The following is an 18,731-nucleotide window of genomic DNA, read 5'->3' on the forward strand; positions in this document are numbered from 1 at the left end:
AACGAAGGAGGAGCTTCATGATTTCATTTCAAAACGTCGCATTTAAATATCCCGGTGGCGATGAATGGGTACTCAAAGACGTGAACGTCACGATACAAGAAAATGAATTTGTCGGCATCATTGGCGGGAACGGCGCTGGTAAGTCTACCTTCTGTAAGGCGATGAACGGCTTAATTCCGCATTATTATGTAGGTGACTTTGAAGGGGTTGTTCGAATTGGCGAACTTGAAACAACGACCTCCAATGTCGCGGCCTTATCGAGAAAGGTGGCCTATGTATACCAGGATTTTGAGCACCAGCTCGTTCGACCAACAGTTTACGACGAAGCGATTTTTTCGCCACTTAATTTTGGTTATCAGGATTATAAAGAGCGTGGAATGAATGCTTTACGAATTTTGGACATCGAACATCTTGCGAAGGAGTATATCTGGCAGCTAAGTGGCGGTCAAAAGCACCTCGTTGCCCTCGCTGGCGCACTGTCCATGGACCCAGACATTCTTATTATCGATGAGCCCGTTGCTCAACTTGACCCTGCTCATGCGATCGTGCTTTACGAAAAACTCAAAATGCTACACGAGGTCTATCGCAAAACGATTTTGGTCATTGAGCACCACACCGAATTTATCGCTGACTATTGTCAGCAGGTGCTCTTGTTGGAAAATGGTTCTGTCAAATGGAAGAAACCGGTCGTGGACGCGCTAAACCAAGTAGAGGAGCTAGAACGCATTCAACTGTATCCACCACAAGTGACGAGTGCGGCCAGCGCCTTTCAAACATCTCCAAAACAGCTTCTGCCGATTCGGATGCAAGAAGCGACGACGCATTTTCATACGCACCGCTTTGAGCCACAACGTCCGCTTTTCACAGCAGTACAACCCGAGGGAGAAGGGTTCGTGACGTTCTCCAACGTCAGCTATGGATATAAATCCATCACAAGGAAACGTAAGGTCGTGCTAGATGAGGTCTCTTTGAAGATCAATGAAGGCGAAAATATCGCGCTTGTCGGTAGCAACGGTGCTGGCAAATCGACGCTATTAAAATTGATGGCTGGTTTGATACGTCCACAATCCGGAACTGTTCATATCGGCGAGTTGCTGACAGCGAAAACGTCACCTGAACGATTGGCTGAGCAAGTGGCTTACATTTATCAGCACCCCGAGGAAATGTTTATTGAGGATTGCATCGCAAAAGACATTGCGTACTACTTAAATGCCCGAAAGACACCTAATCGTGACATCTTTTTGGAACAAATTATGGAGCGCTTTCGCCTTCAAGAGTTGGCGAATCGTGACGGACGACTGCTCAGCGGCGGTCAACAACGACGAGCTTCTCTTGCGATTGGCATGGCCACACAGCCCTCCCTCGTCCTGCTTGATGAGCCAACAGCTAGCCTGGATTTAGCGACGAGAAAGCAAATGATTTCAATGCTGAAGGACGTCAAGCAGGAGGTCAAAGCAACCATTGTCGCCACCCATGACATGCAGCTTGTCGCCGAGTGGGCATCACGTGTCATTGTCCTTCACAAAGGCAGCATTTTGGCGGATGTATCTCCAGGAGAGCTGTTTACTCGCAAGCATTTGCTGGATGAAGCTTCCTTGGTGCCTCCGCAAATCGTCGCGCTATGCCATGAGCTACACATTTCCCCGGCAGCGCTAAGTGTCGATGAATTTGTCGCGATGGTTCAAAAGGAGGTGATCGACGTTGAGCAGCTTACAACAGCTTTTTAGCAAGCTTTCCGTTGAAACGATCAAGATTGAACTTATGCGAACCGCATATGGAAATGAAAGAACACTGCTGTCGCGTCTAGATCCACGAATGCTGATGATTTGGGTGCTCGTCTTTTCTGTGCTTCCGTGGCTAACACACAATCTCACGATATTGGTCGGTCTAACGCTTATGATGGCCATCCTTACGTACACAACAAAGGTGAGCCCCTTGTTGATTGTGTTGTTTTTCTTTGGCGTTATCTCGCAATTTACGTACATTGTGTTTGCCGCTCTCTTTCTCGGAAACAGCTTTATGGCCGCGGTCGCGATCATCCCACTGACGTTGAAAGTGTCCATTGTCTCTCTCTGCAGCATGGCTGTGTTTACGAGCATGGACCCTGAGAAATTCAGTGATGGCCTTGTTAGTCTAGGTGTGCCTGGGCGGTTTAGCTTCGGGGTTTCCTATGGCTACCGCATGCTCCCAATGCTTATCGAAGAATTCCAAAACATCATTCATTCCTTCCGATTACGCGGAAAGCAGCCCGAAAAGCCTGGCGTGCTTTACACTCGCTATATTCTGTACTACGCAAAAATGTGCGTCATGGCCTTTTATCCGATGATGCTGAACATGGCCAAACGCACGCGAACGACTGTTGAGGCCCTTGAGATTCGCGGCTTCAGTTATACACAAGAAAGCAAAGAGGCGAAAAAACTCAAGCTTGCCTACATGAAAATAACTCGTCTAGATATTCAATTTCTTTGCATGACCATCCTTATTACCGGCGGCGTTTACGCCGTTGGGGTTTGGTTCCCATATTATTTGTAAGAAAGGGCGTTGTTTGATTGATTATTGATTTTCACACCCATGTCAAGCTAAGCAAAAAGGTTGATTTTGACCTCAACTACTTTAACGAAGTTATTCTCAATGCAAAAGAGGCTGGGCTAACAGCCATCGCACTTACTGAGCACTTCAACACGAAACATTTTCATACGATATACGAGACACTTGATCAGCATTTCCCCTACGTCCACGACTATTATTTGGTGAATGATTTTAAAGTATTTACCGGGATGGAGGTCGACGTGAAGGAGGTCGGTCACATTCTCTGCATCGGGCATAAGGATAAGCTACTCCGTCTGCGCCACCTGCTTGATCGACATACGGAAGAAGGTCAATTTATGCCCTTTTCAATGCTTCTGGACGCAGTGGAAGCCGAGGATTTGTTAGTGATTGGCGCCCATCCGCTCCGAACGTCAACGCCACTGCAACAGCATCCGCCAGAACTTCTTCAGCGCCTTGACGCATTTGATTTGAATGGCAAGGACATGCACGAGCATGGGATTGAGAACATGCAACAGAGCGTGATTGCGTTTGGAGACTCTCATGGGGTTCCCGTAGTTTGTGGAAGCGACGCACACCATCCGATTCATTTAGGGGCCGTTAAAAATACATTTGCCGTTGAATGCCATACAGCGAATGATATCAAATTGGCCATCACGAGCGGTGCCTATGAGCGTTATGTCTCCCCTGTTCTGCATACGAAAGTGAATGCCGCGAAGGTCGTCAAGAAGAAGCTAAAGGAAGATCTTAAACAACAAGGCCGAATCGTTCTGTCATGAGCTAAAGGAGAAGCTATCGTTACATACGATGGCTTCTTTTTTTAACAAGCGAATTTTCGTTCAATCGTGCTACACGCGTGATTCTCCTCAATTCCGATCTCGTTCTCCCCTGTGGTACACTATCAAAAACACCCTTTTCATAGAAAGGATCGAACCACATGAGACTTGGAATAATCGGTACTAACTGGATTACAGAGGAGTTTGTGGCTGCCGCTCACGCATCAGGCAAATGGACTCTGAATGCTGTTTATTCACGAAATCATGAGCGCGCCAAAACCTTTGCTGAACCCTTTCACGTTACAGATATCTATACAAACATAGAAGCAATGGCACAATCCGACGATATTGACGCAGTGTATATTGCGTCACCAAACAGTTTGCATTTCGAACAGGCGATTGCCTTTCTGAAAGAAAAAAAGCATGTCATCGTTGAAAAACCTGTATTTTCAACGCTTGACGAATTTGACCGTGCCCATACAATCGCAAACGAGCATGGCGTTTATCTACTAGAAGCCGCTCGACATATGTTTGAGCCTAATTTCAAGGAACTTCAGCAGCATGTCAGCCGCGTTGGCGATATTCACAGCGCGTTTTTTGTGTTTGCTAAGTATTCCTCTCGTTACGATCAAGTGCTGGAAGGCGAAGAGCCCAATATTTTTTCGCTTAACTTCTCAGGAGGTTCGCTCGTTGACTTAGGCGTTTATCCCCTTTATACAGCTGTTGCACTGTTTGGCGTACCACGAAGCGCGACGTACAATCCACAGATCATTTCCACAGGCGTTGACGGCGGTGGACCGATTGTTCTTCAATACGAAGGCTTTTCCGTAACGATTTTCCAGGCCAAAAACAGCAACTCCTTTTTACACAATGAAATCCATGGGGTTAATGGCACTTTAAAGTTTGACAACATCGCTGGAATTGAAGAAATTCAATGGTTGGACAATCGCTCAGCGGATCCTATCGAGCTCGCTGTCCGTTCATCAGAAGAAAATAAAATGCAGTTTGAAGCAGAGGCGTTTGCAAATCTAATTGAAAAAAATGATCGCGAGACGTATGAGGTCCTCACTTCGCTAAGCCGCAATGTGCTTTCCCTGATGTGTCAGCTCAGACATGACAACGGGCTGTATTTTGCTGTTGAACAACAACATTAAGGAAGTTGTTGCTTCCTCCCCCGAACCATTAGAACGAATCACGAATTTCACGATCTCGATTGGAATGTACCGATGCTTTTACGACTTCTTAAGGCAAATCCTTAACTAAACAATGACATGTATTATCATAGAGTACCTCTTCAGTCTGTTGGTGTTTGTTAAGCAACAATCCGACATTTCTGGTGGTGCTTTTTGTTTTGTTCTCTAGAACCAAATTTTGAAAATATGTAATAAAAAGACTGTTATTCGTCACAGAAATTCCGTTGACTTATTGTCTCTATATACGGTATAAATAAGATGAAAAACACAATATATTGTTCATAAATCATTAATAAGTACTACATATAGAAATTATTGCACATATGAAGGAGTACAATCACAATGACGACAATCACTAAATTTCATTATCTAGCCAACGAGTTTTTAGCTACTTACGCATCTAGACGTGTTCCATTCACTGAGCTAGGTGAATTTGTTTACCTACGGACGTACAGTCGATTCCTTGAACAAGAAGGCAGACGTGAGCAATGGGAAGAGACGATCAAGCGAGCAATTGAATACAATATTGACCTGGAAAGAAGGTTTCATCCGGGAGCTGACATTGAAGCCCTTCGCAAAGAAGCTGAGGAGCTATTTGAGAACATGTTCTATTTACGTCAATTTCCTAGTGGAAGAACACTATGGGTCGGCGGGACAGACGTAGCGGATTCATTCCCTATTGCTAATTTCAATTGTTCGTTTCTTGTCATGGATAGTTTCGAGGGATTCTGTGAACAGTTTTACCTCTTAATGATCGGGTCAGGTGTGGGTTTTCGAACCATGCCTTATGATGTAGAAAAAATCCCCTCATTTAGAACTGGAATTTCACTAACATCCAAGCCATACCTTGCGATTCAAAAGGAATTGCGTAAGGAGTTTACTAACTTAGATATTGAGGGCAATCGTGCAACCATTCTTGTCGGAGATTCTAAGGAAGGGTGGATTACAGCTCTTGAACTGTACTTCAAGCTTTTAACATCCTTCCTTTACAAAAATGTAGAGCATATTACCGTGAATTTTGATCATGTGCGTGGAAAAGGAGAAAAACTCGTCCGCTTTGGTGGTACATCTTCTGGTCATACGTCACTAGAAACCATGTTCCATAAGGTTCACAAAGTCATGATGAAGACGAATGGGAAGCTGATGCCCATTGATGCTCTTGATATCGGCAACATTATTGCGGAAAACGTTGTTTCTGGAGGTGTCCGGAGAAGCTCAGAAATTAACCTTGCCTCAAAGGATGATATGGACATCGAACATGCCAAAAACAACATGTACTATCAGGAAAACGGTGAATGGAAAGAAAACCAGGACATTCTTCATCGGCGCATGAGCAATAATTCCATCTTTTATGAAGACAAGCCTACTAGAGAGGAACTTCATGAGAATTTTAAGAACATGAGGTTCACAGGCGAACGTGGCTTCGTCAATGCAAAAGCTGGAAGAAAACGCAGAGAAGATTTTGCAGGCTTAAATCCGTGCGCGGAGATTCTTTTAGCGGATCGAGGGCTTTGCAATCTCTCGACTGTCAATATGCTGTCCTTTGTGGAGGATGGGGAACTTCAAAAAACGAAGCTGTATCGTGCGTTTGAGCTGTCCGCTCGCCTCGGTTTCCGAATGACTCTTCCGGAGCTTGAAATTGAACGTTGGAACGCACAGAAAGAGAAAGATCGCTTAATTGGATGTTCTGTCACAGGCTACTTTGACATGGTGGACGCAGTGGGACTAACGACAGAAGAACAAATTGATTTGTTACGCACGCTGAAACGTATCGTTCGTAACACTGTAGACGAGTACGCGAAAAAATTGGGCGTCAACCCTTCGCTTCTCGCAACAACGGTAAAACCTGAAGGGACGTTGAGCCAGCTTCCTTCGGTGTCTTCAGGCATCCATCGAAGCCATTCACCTTTCTTTATTCGACGGGTTCGTATTTCTGCACACGATCCTCTCGCTAAGGTTGTCACTGCACTTGGCTATCCTATTCTTCCTGAATCGGGACAGACATGGGAAAATGCAGCAACTCTCGTTGTTGAATTTCCTGTTCAATCAACGGCTAAAGTCGTCAAAGCCCAAGTAAGCGCCATCGAACAACTGGAAACGTATAAAATGTTTCAAGACCACTACACGGAACATAACACCTCCATCACAGTCACCGTTCGCTCTGATGAATGGGAGGACGTTGAACAATGGGTTTGGGAGCATTGGGACAATGTAGTTGCTGTTTCGTTCTTGCCGTTAGACGATGCCGTGTACCCGTTAATGCCTTATGAAGAGATCACTGAAGAAGAGTACTATAAACGCAAAGTAGAGATGAAGCCATTCGACGCATCGCTTCTAAATGAATTCGAAAAAACACAGCAAGAATTAGACCTCGGTTCTGATGGGTGTGACACAGGCGCTTGTCCCGTTCGGTAAATAGAATTTACAAAAACGGTCGTACGTCATCTTTGACGTCGACCGTTTTTTACATTGCATATAATAGAATTGCTGGGATTCACTAATGTGAACCAAAAATGAGGACTCATTTGTCGTTATAGTATACAACTACCCCAACAATATTCATGCTCTATTAATGTAAAAGATTTACTCCAAATGCAGCTAATACGCCAACCAAAATGGAACCTAGAATAATTGAAATGGTGATCCACAAACTCACATAACTCTTATTAACGCCTGCCGCTAGCGGAATACCCGCTGCTAAGTGGAACCCTAAGATGATACCTGCTAAGGATACGCCAGGAACCCCATACTTCTCAAAATACCCTCTTGCTTTAATCGCACGTTTACTTGGTTCTTTTTTCTTTTGCTTCTTTTTAGCCATTTTAGAACGAAGCTTACTCACACCCCAAATAAACGCCATAACAGACAACCAGTTCCCCGCTGCTGCCGTGATAACGACTGGTATCGTAGGTGTTCCTAAAATAACGCCAAACGGTATTGCCCCATGAGCTTCAAAAAATGGGATCAGAGAAAGAACAAAGAGGCATAGCAATTGCAAAAATATGTTCCCTTCCAGACCAGGAAATACATTAAAATAAGTCTCTTGTAATTCATGTAGCATGTAAAAGCTCCTCTCATATAATCTCAAATTTTTTTTTTGATTCGTCCAGACAATTTGAAAATAGGCATGTCTATTCCCTTCTCTAAGCTGGACAATTACTGAAATAAATCTTTTTCGTCAAGATTTCATTTCATCTTTGTTCATCAAATACCTCCGAACAATCTGCCAAGTTTTGTTGTCATACCCATACTATACACATGCCAAGTTTTGTTGTCAAATATTTTGTGCGAGTCATGCGTGTTAACAACACCAAGAGGAAAAGCAATCTCAACGAATGAACAAATATTCATTAACAAATGAATCTCGGCAGGCAGGATCGTTTAACGCTTGCGAAAGACCAAAAAACATCATAAAAAAACGCGTGCTAGAGGTTCCTTCCCCCAGCACGCGTTTTCGACGATTGTATTAGCTATACTTCACACTGCAGCTTGAACGGTAACACGACAACCAGCCAGCAAAGCCAATAATAGCTACGGCCGTAATGCCCACTACTTTACAAGTCTTATTCATCCTCAGCCACCTCCGTAAGTATGCCTTCTGCTCTTTACTATACCATGTATGACAGCGAAACCAATTTACAGCATGGTTACATTATGGAAACTTGATGACCGATCGGAAATCACTGCCTCTTAGCATATATTTGCTTAAACGTTTTGTAGAAAATAAATGTAAATAATTAATAAAATGTAGGCTGTCCCTATGCTCACTATCAGTGTAGCGATGACAACCCTCCAGTTAATGCGAGAATGATTCTGCGCCTGGATTTTACTAAGCGTCTCTTCAATTTTAGTTAACCTCTGCTGTATCTCCTCAATCGTTTTTTCATTGTCCACCTTCATTCAATCCTTTCAGCATAATGTCAATCTCCCCTATTTCACGCACTTGGATACCCGATCAATCCTTGGTTCAGCCGCTTGCACGTGGCGATGGCCCCCTCGGCATCAATGGGCTCATGGGTCGTCCAAATGGTGTATTGAAACTCATAGAAACCTGACAAATCAACTTTAAAATTGGTTTCCCAAAAATTGTTCATCGCCCATGAGTAGAGGGGTTCGTTTTGTAGTTTAGGATTCGACTCGTGTAAAGTCACAGCTTTCGCCTTTAAGGATCCTAGCGTGATTAACGGTACATCCTTTATCGCGATGTGCACCGTCTTTTTCGGAGCGACATACGCAGCACCGTCCTGGATCAGGTAAAATGCTTCGTTGGAATACGGAAGCTGGTCAATGCCCGGACGTAGGATACAGCCTGTTTTCTCAATCCACATTTCTTCCTCATGGCCAGTCATAAACGGTAGGGCGATATAGAGATTTTCCGGCTCCCAACAGCTGTCCTTATGGAAGCGAACCATGACATCCAACTTCGGCACATGCCAATAAGCCTTCAGCACGACCTGATACATTTTAGTGCCCTCAAGCGTAAAGGACAGTAGCATCTCAACATATAGCTTGTTTTTTGTTTTCACTTCAATGTTACAGAGTTTGCTTACGTACCGCTTCGTTGCTACACTTTTGCGATTACGGCCCATTTTCCTTCGCACGTCCGTCGCTGACGTCTCGATTGGTGTCCATTCATAAATGCCCGCAAATGGGGCGTGTTCGCGTTGTGGATGAAGTAGGCTTGTCCTATCTTTTCGGTCAACGATGTCCTGGATGCCCGTTGTTTCATCAAACACGATGTGATAAAACTCATTTTGCAGCTCATAGACTGTCGCTTTTTCCGTGTTGGTCGCGAGCTCCACATCACGGATGCCTTCAGCCCCCATCGACGCATGTCGTTCCGAGAGAATGGCTGGAGAGGTTTGCTGAAGCACGAGCTGTACCCTTTTCTCTTCGCGAGGCGAAAGCCCAACTTCCACCTCGATTTCAATAGCGCGAGAAATTGGATTGAGCGCTGATGGCAAAACATTCCCCTTCTCGTCCACCACGGCCAGTCGACGACGAACATTCACATCATTGACTGGTTCCCCGTCAACCATCTCCCAATATTCAATCTCAATCGTGACCACGTCATGCACAGCAATATCATGAGGATTTATGATTCGAAACGCCTTGTCGCGATTTGCAGAGATGGACACCTCCGCTTTGCCTGCAAGAATACGATCGAGATTTTCTGCTGCGGCAACTGTGCCGTTGACAGCATGTGCCGTCTTACGGAGGTCGAGGTCATTGACCAAGGTGTTCCACGGCTCTGACACGGAGGAAGAATATCCCCACGTATGCTCTGCATAGAGCATCAGCTTGTCCTCAGCCTCCTGCTGGAGTAATTTACTTGCCCACATCCCTTCTGGATCAAGCTTTTTTGCGAGCTGATACGTCCGTTGTCCGTCGCGAAAGGCTTTGACAGCGTTCATCGTCGATCCTACCCCATCGGCCCACCAATCGTTCCAATCCCCACGGTAGGACGGCAGATTGCTCCCATGTGCAGACACCAACTCAAAAAATTCATCGAGGCTGCACATTCTTGCCGGAAAAGTGTCCCTGTGACTACGGTTCCATTCCGCTACAAAGGCCATGATTTCTCCACTCGGAGGAGCGTTATCTGTCATCACGCCCGACACCATGAGAGGGATAAACGGAAAGCTATACGCTTGCGCCTCTAAATCAGCTTTGTATCGCAACAATCCTGCTTCTACTTTCCTGACATGTGCTTCTATCGCCTTTTCTAAAGACTCATTCGTCGTGCCTTGGGGCGCACATCCAAGCACATTGCCAAAATGGTAGTGCTCCCCAACCCAAGTCAGCAGCTTTTGGCCGCTTGGTGCTTCCCACCAGAACGCCATCGGCTTTTGGTTGAATGGGAACATGCCATGATGCGTATGTATGCAGGAAAATAGATGACGTATGCCTTGCTGATGCATCACGTCTGCATAACCCCATGCGTAGCCATTAACGTCTGCCGTCATAGCCGACACTGGCCGCTTGCCCGCACGTTCAGCTGCATCCAGCCCACGCTTCAGCTTTGCGGTGAGAATGTCGATATCAATCAGCTCTGTCATGTTTAAATACGTACCTGAGATGTCTATCCACCCTCGTTGAACGTACTTCCGAAAATTCGCTTGCTCCTCAGAGGTGCTGTTTGCTAGAAACTGTTCCACTTGCCATGTGTTTTCGCACACCCAGCGAAAGCCCGCCCATTCTGACATGCCACCGTTTTCGATCTGTTCACATATTGCCACCGCCTGTTTAATAAAATCCACATGGTAGCGAGTGATTTTCTCCTGACGATCTGTGTAACCAATGTCCGTATGCGAATGGTGAATGAGCAATAATTCCTTACGATGATTCATCTCATAGTCTCCTTTTAATGGAAGCGATTTCATTATTAAAGTTTAATAGAATACTATAGAAATGTTGTCGTAAATGAAAGATTTAAGCATCAATCTCAACAAACATTGGATATCGTTTATTCAAATTCTTGAATTGAAACAAATGGGGACGAATACTAAGCAGGAGGGTGTACTACGATAACGAACTATATATAAAGGAATTGGATGATAAAGGAGGGGTATCATGAAAGTTCGCCTTACACCTTTTAGCGTTGAATGGGCTCAACTGTTCCAAGATGAGGCCACTCATTTGAAAGCTATTTTTGGAGGCTTAATCACTGAGTTTGAACACTTCGGCAGCACTTCGGTTCCTGAGATGAAAGCCAAACCCGTCATTGATATGATGTGTATTGTTAATGATATCTCGGCTGTTGATGCGTTTAATGAGAAAATGAATGCCTTAGGATACGATATCGCTGGAGAGTGGGGCATATCCGGAAGAAGATTATTCCGAAAAGGTGGAGAGCATCGAACCCATCACATTCACTTTTATCAATACGACAACCCTCAAATTGAACGCCATCTTATTTTTAGAGATTATCTCCGTAACCATCCAGAAGAAGTAGCTAGATACAGCCATTTTAAAGAAGTGCTCGCGGAACAATTTGAGAATACGAACGAGTATAGCCGAGCCAAAAAAGCATTTGTAACTGAAATGGAGCAATTAGCGCTTACTTGGTACAAAGAAACAAGAGGTTAAATAAAAAACAAAACCCAGAGCCTCATGCAACAGCTCTGGGTTTGTCTCATTTATTTAGTTGCGTTTCGTCTTCAGCACGCGAACACCATATTTCTCGAGGTGAAGGGTGTTCGAGCTTGTCGTCTCTGCCAACATATCTTCAAAGACTTGCTCTCCAAGCTGCACACGCTGTGGTGACTCGGAAAAGTTCATAACAAAGAGATAATCCCAATCGCCGTCTGTGCGCACTTGTAAAGATACGCCCTTCGGCACAACGATGCCATACGGTGTGTTGATGTCGAGATCCTTTGCAACACCTTCATAGAATGCATCTTGAAACGACTCTTCATTACGAGAAGCGATGTAGTATGCTTTTCCTTTGCCATGAGTTCGAACGGTTGCTGCGGGTTGATCCGCATAGAAATCAGAAGTAAAGAAAGCAATGGACTCTGCATCCTCGGCGTGGATGAGTTCACAATACTCCTGCGCCTTGTATTTAACCCCTTTGGTTGTCACAATCTCACGAGTTTCTTCAGGGTACAGCGTATCAATCTCTTCTGTACGAATGCCAAGAAGCTTCTGAAACGGTCCTGGTCCACCTGTCGTAAAGGCGAGATCGGTCTCATTGACAAGCCCAGTTGCATACGTCGTCACGAAGGTACCACCATTTTGTACGTACGCTTCCGTTTTCTCGGCAAATCCTTCTGGAATCATGTACAGCATCGGACAGATAATGAGCTTGTAGTCATCCATTGATTGATTCGGCGTAATTACGTCAACGCTAATGCCACGCTCCCAGAAGTAGCGATAATGCTCTTCCAGTGTCTCAATATACTTTTTGTCTTCTGTGGCAAAGCCTTGGGCGTCTTGAATTGCCCATTCGTTTTCCCAATCAAAAACGATAGCCACGTTCGCCTCGACGGATGTTCCTGCCACATCACTAAGCTGACCGAGTGATTTACCGACCTCTGCAACGTCTCGGAATACGCGTGTGTCGTCACGCCCGGTGTGATCCACAACAGCGCCGTGAAATTTTTCAGACGATCCAAGTCCTTTACGCCACTGAAAATACATCACTGAATCCGAACCGTGCGCGATGGATTGTAGAGAAGACAGCAAGTGCATGCCTGGACGTTTTGCTTTGTTGACTTTTTGCCAATTGACGAAGCTTGGCGTGCATTCCAAGATTAAAAAGGGCTTGCCGCCTTTCATAGAACGATAGAGATTGTGCACGAATGCAACATCTCTTGCTAGTTCGGCATTGGACTGCCAAGGGTTATGCCAAGCTGGGTAGGCGTCCCATGAAATAACATCGATATCGTTTGCGAATTTTGCGTAATTCAACCCTACAAATGGTTTCATACGTGGATAATTGCCCATAAAATTTGTTGTTAATGGAATGTCTGGCGTGATTTCTCGTAGTGGCGCAATTTCGTTGCGATAAAAATCCACCGTTTGGTCGGTTGTAAAACGACGCCAGTCAAGTGTAAGGGCATGTACCTCGTTCTCACCGTGCGGGGCAGGTGATTCAATTTGCTCCCAGCTTGTATATGTGTGACTCCAGAAGCCTGTCCACCATGCTTTGTTCAGCTGATCCAAATCGTTGTTGTATTTTTGCTTTAACCACTGACGGAACGCAGCCTGACACAAGTCACAATGACAGGTTCCACTATATTCATTCGACACATGCCACATCACAAGCGCCGGATGATTCTTGTACCGCTCTGCTAGCATACGGTTCATTTCTTGCGTTTTTTGACGATACACTGGAGACGTAAAGCAATGGTTGTGTCGGCGCCCATGCAAGTTTCGTTTCCGATTTTCCTCAATTCGCAGCACTTCAGGATACTTTTCACTCATCCAAGCTGGACGCGCGCCACTTGGTGTGGCCAATATCGCATGCGCCCCCTGCTCAGCCAAGCGATCCATGATGTCGTCTAGCCAACCAAAGGTGTAAACACCCTCTTCACGCTCAAGAGCGCTCCAGCCAAAAATATTCACAGAGAATGCATTTGCGTGCGCGAGCTTCATTAAACGAAAATCTTCATCAATTGCCTCAGGAAGATGTTGCCATTGGTCAGGGTTGTAATCTCCACCGTGCATCATCCCTTTTACATTTGGATGGATTGTAGTCCACTTCTTTGTCATAAGTCAGTCTCCTCCATGGGAACGTTTACATAAGATCGTAGCAGTTTTCTATAAAAAATTCAATTGTTTTAGTTAAATTTTTTAGTAAAACAATATGTATTGTTATAGCATCACAAGAAATGCCGCCTGAACAGTCTACTTCACGCGGCTCACCTGAGCTAAACGAATATACCATCAAATCATGATTAGATCTTAGCGGCTTAAGCTACACTATAGCACTAGTGCCCCATCAGGTAACGTAGATCTTATTTTATTCAGGATGAGTTATGGTCCTTGTTTTCGCACAAGTAAACAGCTGGAAAACATTTTCATAGGCAAACGGCTATACGTTCGCTTTCCGCGGGCGATCCGCAAGCCTCCTCAAGCGTGTTCACGCTCTGCGGGTCTCGCTTGGCTCGCTTTCCCGCAGGAGTCTCACTAGTAGCCGTTTTTGGTTTATTATACAGAACGAATGAAATGAGAAAGATCTTTTTTGGTTTCATTTTCAACCATTACCAAACGACATTCTTGTAAAAGGCACCAGGTGATCTAACTTGAAACATGCACTTACTTGCCCTATTTGGTTGCAACACGGCTTTTTACTCTCAACACGAGAACGAGCCACATTAAAACAATGTACGCAGAAACAAACATCAGCGTAGCCAACATACGTAGACTCTAGTGGGATCAGCGCGAGCTGAAGATCCCCTCGAAAAAGCCATGCTTTTTCGAGGAAGCTGAAGCCGAGCCCCACAGAAAGCGAAGTATGCTGACGGAGCGGTCGTCATTCCCGTTCACCTTAGCGCATCTTCAACTCGAAAGGACCTCATCGTGTTTTCATTACTACTGGAGTCTCACTAGTGACCGCTTTTGGTTAGTGTAAAGAACGAATGAAATGAGATAGACCTTGTTGGTTCACTTTCGACCATAACCAACGAAGGTAGTGGAAAGGGCACTAGAGTCGCATAAACAATAATGTTTAGCCGTGGGTTTGTATCCTTCTCTTCCATACTTACTCAACATCGTTTGTTGACTCTGCTCCTTGTGTAGTACTTTTACGAAACACAAGCTGCGCATGGAGATTGACGATTTTCACGATGGACCGCCCATCTACAATCCTTTCAAACAACAACCCAATTGCCGTTTTGCATACCTCTTGGACATCGATATGAAATGTGGTAAGTGGTGGGGAAACATACTTGGCAACGCTGATGTTGTTAATGCTCATCACATTGACGCGACCGGGAATCGCGTACCCATGTTCATTTAATGCTTGCAAACATCCCACAGCGATTGGGTCAGCCGCCACCAAAAATGCAGTTGGAAGCTTCTCACCAAGGGATTGAATCGCTTCTGTCATCAACTGGTATCCAACGTTTACTGAGAAATGCGGACCTACGAAAATCGCCTGATCCGAAAAGACTCCTTTATCTTGTGTATATGAACGAAACGTTTTTTCGCGAATATCCTGCTTTTGCATCCCTGTGGTCGAATCGACATCTACCCCGCCAATAAAGCCGATGTCAGTATGCCCTTCACTTATGTAAAAATTCACCGCTTGGCGCGTCATCCATTCCAGATCAGTTCGGACGACATCAAATTGATCCGAATCGGAAACCGCATCTATCCAAACCCCGTTCGAAAACGCTGAACCCAATTGATCGAGCTCTTTAGATGTAAACCGTCCCACGGCAATAAATCCCCGACAATTAAGATCTATAGCATCAATGCCATCTGCCATCGTGTACACTCGCAGATCGACCCCGGAATCGTCCGCCTGACGTTCCACCTGCTTCCGAATTGATTTGAAGTATACGTCCTCCAGCTCTTCTCGCTCTGTAACCCAATATAAAAAGGCAATGGGTTCAATAAACGGCTGAATTACTTTTTGCCTGTAGCCTAGATCGTTGGCGGCTTGGATGATTTTTATTCGCGTTTCTTTTGTCACTGACAGCTTCGGGTCCTTGTTCAGAACGCGCGACACCGTGGCCAAAGACACTCCTGCCTTTTCGGCAATTTGTTTGATTGTTGCCACATTGAGCCCTCCTTGCTTCTTCGTCTACTATTGTACACTTGCAATGAAACTTTAAAAAGAGGGCAAGTAAAAATTTTTACTAAATTATTCAATTCTCCCCTTGCTGTTCTCATGACATTGGCGATACTCATCATGCCATCCAATGAAACCAAAAAATTCAAACTGGACAATTTCCCGAGCCATGTCTTCAGGAGAGAGCATAGAGATGGAATCGATAGGATCATTCGCAAAGAGCCACCTTTGCATCATTCCATTGACAAGGCTTGTGAGCAAAGCCGCCTGAACAGCGGTCGATCGCTTGTCAACAAGCATACCCAAGTCTTTTGCACGCTGTATGTTGTGAAAAAACGCATGTTCGATGTCCTCATTCACTCGGTTGGCAAACGCTGCAACAGCTGAGTCTCCACCATTACGAATGCGAATCATCAGCATCATCAGATCACGATTTTCCTTAGCAAAAGAAAAATAATTCGTAAACAACGCAATCGATGAATCCACCATGCCGCTGACGTTATCATTGTTTTTGCGATACCCCAATTTAACAACGTCTAACAACGCCTCTTCTCCCTTTGATAAAATGCTCATCACAACGTCTTCTTTTGTTTCAAAAAACGCATAGAAGGTCTCTTCTGTAACTTCTGCAGCTTCAATAATGTCAGACACCGTAGTTTGAAAATAGCCATGATGTGCGATCTGTGATGTGGCGCATTCAATCAATTGCTGACGTTGATCTAGTGTGGTCACAATCTAATTCCTCCAAACGGATGATGAATCCATCCTTTGTTCAAATCTATCAATCTGTGCCTTCTTCTTTCGAAAGTGGCTGACTACCTTTTTCGCTTACCTCGAGAACCAGACAGATGAGCACGCTTAAAATCATCCCGTAGTAAATCCCATGGAACGCAAAAGCCTCAGGCGCTCCCAGTACTTCGACAAAAGCGAAACCACTTACAGCTCCAAAAAAGGCTCCTAAAATGAGACTAAACACAATGCGGCCAACAGAATATGGCATAGCAACCTCCCAAAATAAGTCCTTTCTAATGTACCACATTGAAATTGGACGGATATGGAAAGGACACAGCTTTTCGAAAGTTCTTTTCGACAAAATGTGACTATGCAACAAAAAAGCTGATCTGCAAGTCTCAATAGACTTACAGCTCAGCACTTTTCCATTCGCTTTACGTACTATTCTTTTACCGACCCAAGCGTAATGCCATGGATAAAGAATCGTTGTAAAAATGGGTAAACAATAAGGACTGGCAGCATAGCAATAAACAGCTTTGCCGCATCTAATGTTCGGTTTGAGAGTTCACTCATTCGCTTGTATTGATCCTCTGTCATTGATGATGGATCAACCGAAATGGTGAGCTGTTGAATGTATGTTTGCAGCGGATAGAACTCTTCACGAGTCATAAAGATCAGTCCGTACAAAAACTCATTCCAATGGTAGACAATACTGAACAATGACACCGTGGCAAGTACAGGGACAGATAGCGGAATGTAGAGCTTTAACAGGATGTACCACGGACCAGCACCATCCACCAAAGCGGCTTCCTCCAGTACGGGAGGAAGGTTCCTGAAGAAGTTCATCGTCAAGATAATATTAAAGACAAGCGTTTGTGCACCTCCGACGAGCACCAGCGCCCAAATGCTGTTCATCAGATCAAGGTTCTTAATCGTTAAATAAAGTGGAATTAAGCCACCATTAAACAGCATTGTAAAAATGACTGACCACATAATGATATTACGCAGCTTGAAGTCTTTGATTGTTTTAGATAATGGATAAGCCATCAACGGTACAATCAGGAGATTGAGACCAGCCCCCAGAATAACACGTTGGATTGAGATCCAAAAGGATTGAAAAAACTGCCCTTCATTTAGAAGCTGTACATAGGAATTCAAGTTGAAGCCGACAGGCCACAGACCCACCATACCTGCAGCAGCTGCCGATTTTGAACTAAAGGACAGCGCAAGTGTATACCAAATGGGCAAAATACATGTGATGGAAATCGCGATAAGCACAACAAGTAGCACGACATCAAAGACTCTAGATGCAACGGACCGATTTCTGACCATGCCTCACCCTCCTCTCTATTAGAAAATCCGATAGTTTGTTAAACGATAAGCTAAGAAATAAGACACGCTGATCAAAATAAATCCTGCAACGGACTTCAAGAGCCCTACAGCTGTCGCAAGCTCGTATTGCATATTCAAGAGACCTGCACGGTACACCCATGTATCAATAATGTCTCCTGTAGAATAGACAAGCGGGTTATAGAGGTTGAAAATTTGGTCGAAACCGGCATTTAAGACATTCCCAAGCCCGAGTACGGATAAAAGCACAACGGTCGTCCGAATGCCGGGAAGGGTCACATGCCAAAGCATGCGAGACCTAGATGCTCCGTCAATAGACGCAGCTTCATATAACGCTGGGTTAATGCCTGTAAGGGCGGCTAAATAGATAATGGTATTGAAGCCGAACTCTTTCCAAATGTCACTGCCTACAACCAAGAACGGAAATAGGTCCGCTCGGCCAAAAAAGAGGATAGCATCTATGCCGAAGAAGCCTAGTATTTGGTTAATTGGCCCCTGAAAGGAGAAAATATCAAGAATAATACCGCCAAGAATAACCCATGACAAAAAATGAGGTAAATAAACGATGGTTTGAATGGAGCGCTTGATAATCATATGTTTCAGTTCATTGAGCATCAAAGCAAAAATTAACGGAATGACTAGGTTTCCGATAATTTTCATAACAGCAATCGAAATCGTGTTCATAAAAATGCTTGCCGTATCGTTTAATGAGAACATATATTCAAAGGTGTCAAGACCTACGAACTCCGAGCCAAGAATGCCCTGAACCGGATTGTAGTTCTGAAAGGCAATGACAATACCAAACATAGGGACGATACTAAAAATAAAAAGCCAAATAAGACCTGGTAAAAGCATAAGATAGTAATGTTTGGCAAAGCCCTTATTGTACAT

General features: G+C 44.6%; 15 protein-coding genes. 6 read left to right on the forward strand and 9 right to left on the reverse strand.

Annotated features, from left to right (window positions below):
- The first annotated feature begins 17 nt into the window (after window positions 1-17).
- The 5 genes from EV213_RS06590 (at window position 18) to nrdJ (ending at window position 6,931) form a co-directional block, all read left to right on the forward strand.
- Window positions 18-1,727, forward strand: coding sequence for an ABC transporter ATP-binding protein (locus tag EV213_RS06590; RefSeq protein WP_133579718.1), 1,710 nt, complete (start codon window positions 18-20; stop codon window positions 1,725-1,727).
- Entirely contained in the window at window positions 1,702-2,532 is an 831-nt protein-coding gene (locus tag EV213_RS06595; protein ID WP_243740011.1) for an energy-coupling factor transporter transmembrane component T family protein, read from the forward strand. Before EV213_RS06590 ends, EV213_RS06595 begins: the two co-directional genes overlap by 26 nt.
- Window positions 2,533-2,549: 17 nt before the next feature.
- Window positions 2,550-3,326 (forward strand): PHP domain-containing protein, encoded by a 777-nt coding sequence (locus EV213_RS06600; RefSeq protein ID WP_133579719.1) that lies wholly within the window; start codon window positions 2,550-2,552, stop codon window positions 3,324-3,326.
- 158 nt (window positions 3,327-3,484) lie between these two features.
- On the forward strand, window positions 3,485-4,477 hold the full coding sequence (locus EV213_RS06605) for a Gfo/Idh/MocA family protein (RefSeq protein WP_133579720.1): 993 nt from the start codon (window positions 3,485-3,487) through the stop codon (window positions 4,475-4,477).
- A 381-nt stretch (window positions 4,478-4,858) separates the two neighbouring features.
- Complete coding sequence (gene nrdJ, locus EV213_RS06610) at window positions 4,859-6,931, forward strand: ribonucleoside-triphosphate reductase, adenosylcobalamin-dependent (RefSeq protein ID WP_133579721.1); 2,073 nt, start codon at window positions 4,859-4,861, stop codon at window positions 6,929-6,931.
- Window positions 6,932-7,085: 154 nt separating this feature from the next.
- Here nrdJ and EV213_RS06615 read toward each other — a convergent pair whose 3' ends face one another.
- The 3 genes from EV213_RS06615 to EV213_RS06625 form a co-directional block, all read right to left on the reverse strand.
- Window positions 7,086-7,577, reverse strand: a complete 492-nt coding sequence (locus tag EV213_RS06615) for a small multi-drug export protein (protein ID WP_133579722.1) — start codon at window positions 7,575-7,577, stop codon at window positions 7,086-7,088.
- Between the two features lie 644 nt (window positions 7,578-8,221).
- Window positions 8,222-8,410: a hypothetical protein gene (locus EV213_RS06620; RefSeq protein ID WP_133579723.1), complete on the reverse strand. Its 189-nt coding sequence runs from the start codon at window positions 8,408-8,410 to the stop codon at window positions 8,222-8,224.
- Between the two features lie 41 nt (window positions 8,411-8,451).
- Window positions 8,452-10,866, reverse strand: coding sequence for a glycoside hydrolase family 38 N-terminal domain-containing protein (locus EV213_RS06625; RefSeq protein ID WP_166639190.1), 2,415 nt, complete (start codon window positions 10,864-10,866; stop codon window positions 8,452-8,454).
- 223 nt (window positions 10,867-11,089) lie between these two features.
- Between EV213_RS06625 and EV213_RS06630 the strand changes: the two genes are divergently transcribed.
- Window positions 11,090-11,605, forward strand: coding sequence for a GrpB family protein (locus EV213_RS06630; protein WP_133579725.1), 516 nt, complete (start codon window positions 11,090-11,092; stop codon window positions 11,603-11,605).
- 54 nt (window positions 11,606-11,659) lie between these two features.
- On the opposite strand, the gene EV213_RS06635 is transcribed toward EV213_RS06630, so the two are convergent.
- The 6 genes from EV213_RS06635 to EV213_RS06660 form a co-directional block, all read right to left on the reverse strand.
- Window positions 11,660-13,732: a beta-galactosidase gene (locus EV213_RS06635; protein ID WP_133579726.1), complete on the reverse strand. Its 2,073-nt coding sequence runs from the start codon at window positions 13,730-13,732 to the stop codon at window positions 11,660-11,662.
- A 991-nt stretch (window positions 13,733-14,723) separates the two neighbouring features.
- Window positions 14,724-15,746, reverse strand: coding sequence for a LacI family DNA-binding transcriptional regulator (locus EV213_RS06640; protein WP_133579727.1), 1,023 nt, complete (start codon window positions 15,744-15,746; stop codon window positions 14,724-14,726).
- An 84-nt stretch (window positions 15,747-15,830) separates the two neighbouring features.
- Window positions 15,831-16,490 carry a TetR/AcrR family transcriptional regulator gene (locus tag EV213_RS06645; RefSeq protein ID WP_166639191.1) on the reverse strand — a complete coding sequence of 220 codons (660 nt, stop codon included), beginning with the start codon at window positions 16,488-16,490 and terminating at the stop codon, window positions 15,831-15,833.
- Between the two features lie 49 nt (window positions 16,491-16,539).
- Window positions 16,540-16,758: a hypothetical protein gene (locus tag EV213_RS06650; RefSeq protein ID WP_133579729.1), complete on the reverse strand. Its 219-nt coding sequence runs from the start codon at window positions 16,756-16,758 to the stop codon at window positions 16,540-16,542.
- Window positions 16,759-16,931: 173 nt separating this feature from the next.
- The gene (locus EV213_RS06655; protein ID WP_133579730.1) at window positions 16,932-17,822 is read right to left on the reverse strand and encodes a carbohydrate ABC transporter permease; all 891 of its coding nucleotides are present in this window, start codon (window positions 17,820-17,822) and stop codon (window positions 16,932-16,934) included.
- An 18-nt stretch (window positions 17,823-17,840) separates the two neighbouring features.
- Window positions 17,841-18,731 carry an ABC transporter permease gene (locus EV213_RS06660; protein ID WP_133579731.1) on the reverse strand — a complete coding sequence of 297 codons (891 nt, stop codon included), beginning with the start codon at window positions 18,729-18,731 and terminating at the stop codon, window positions 17,841-17,843.

This window comes from Aureibacillus halotolerans (assembly GCF_004363045.1).
In the GTDB taxonomy this organism is placed as follows: domain Bacteria; phylum Bacillota; class Bacilli; order Bacillales; family DSM-28697; genus Aureibacillus; species Aureibacillus halotolerans.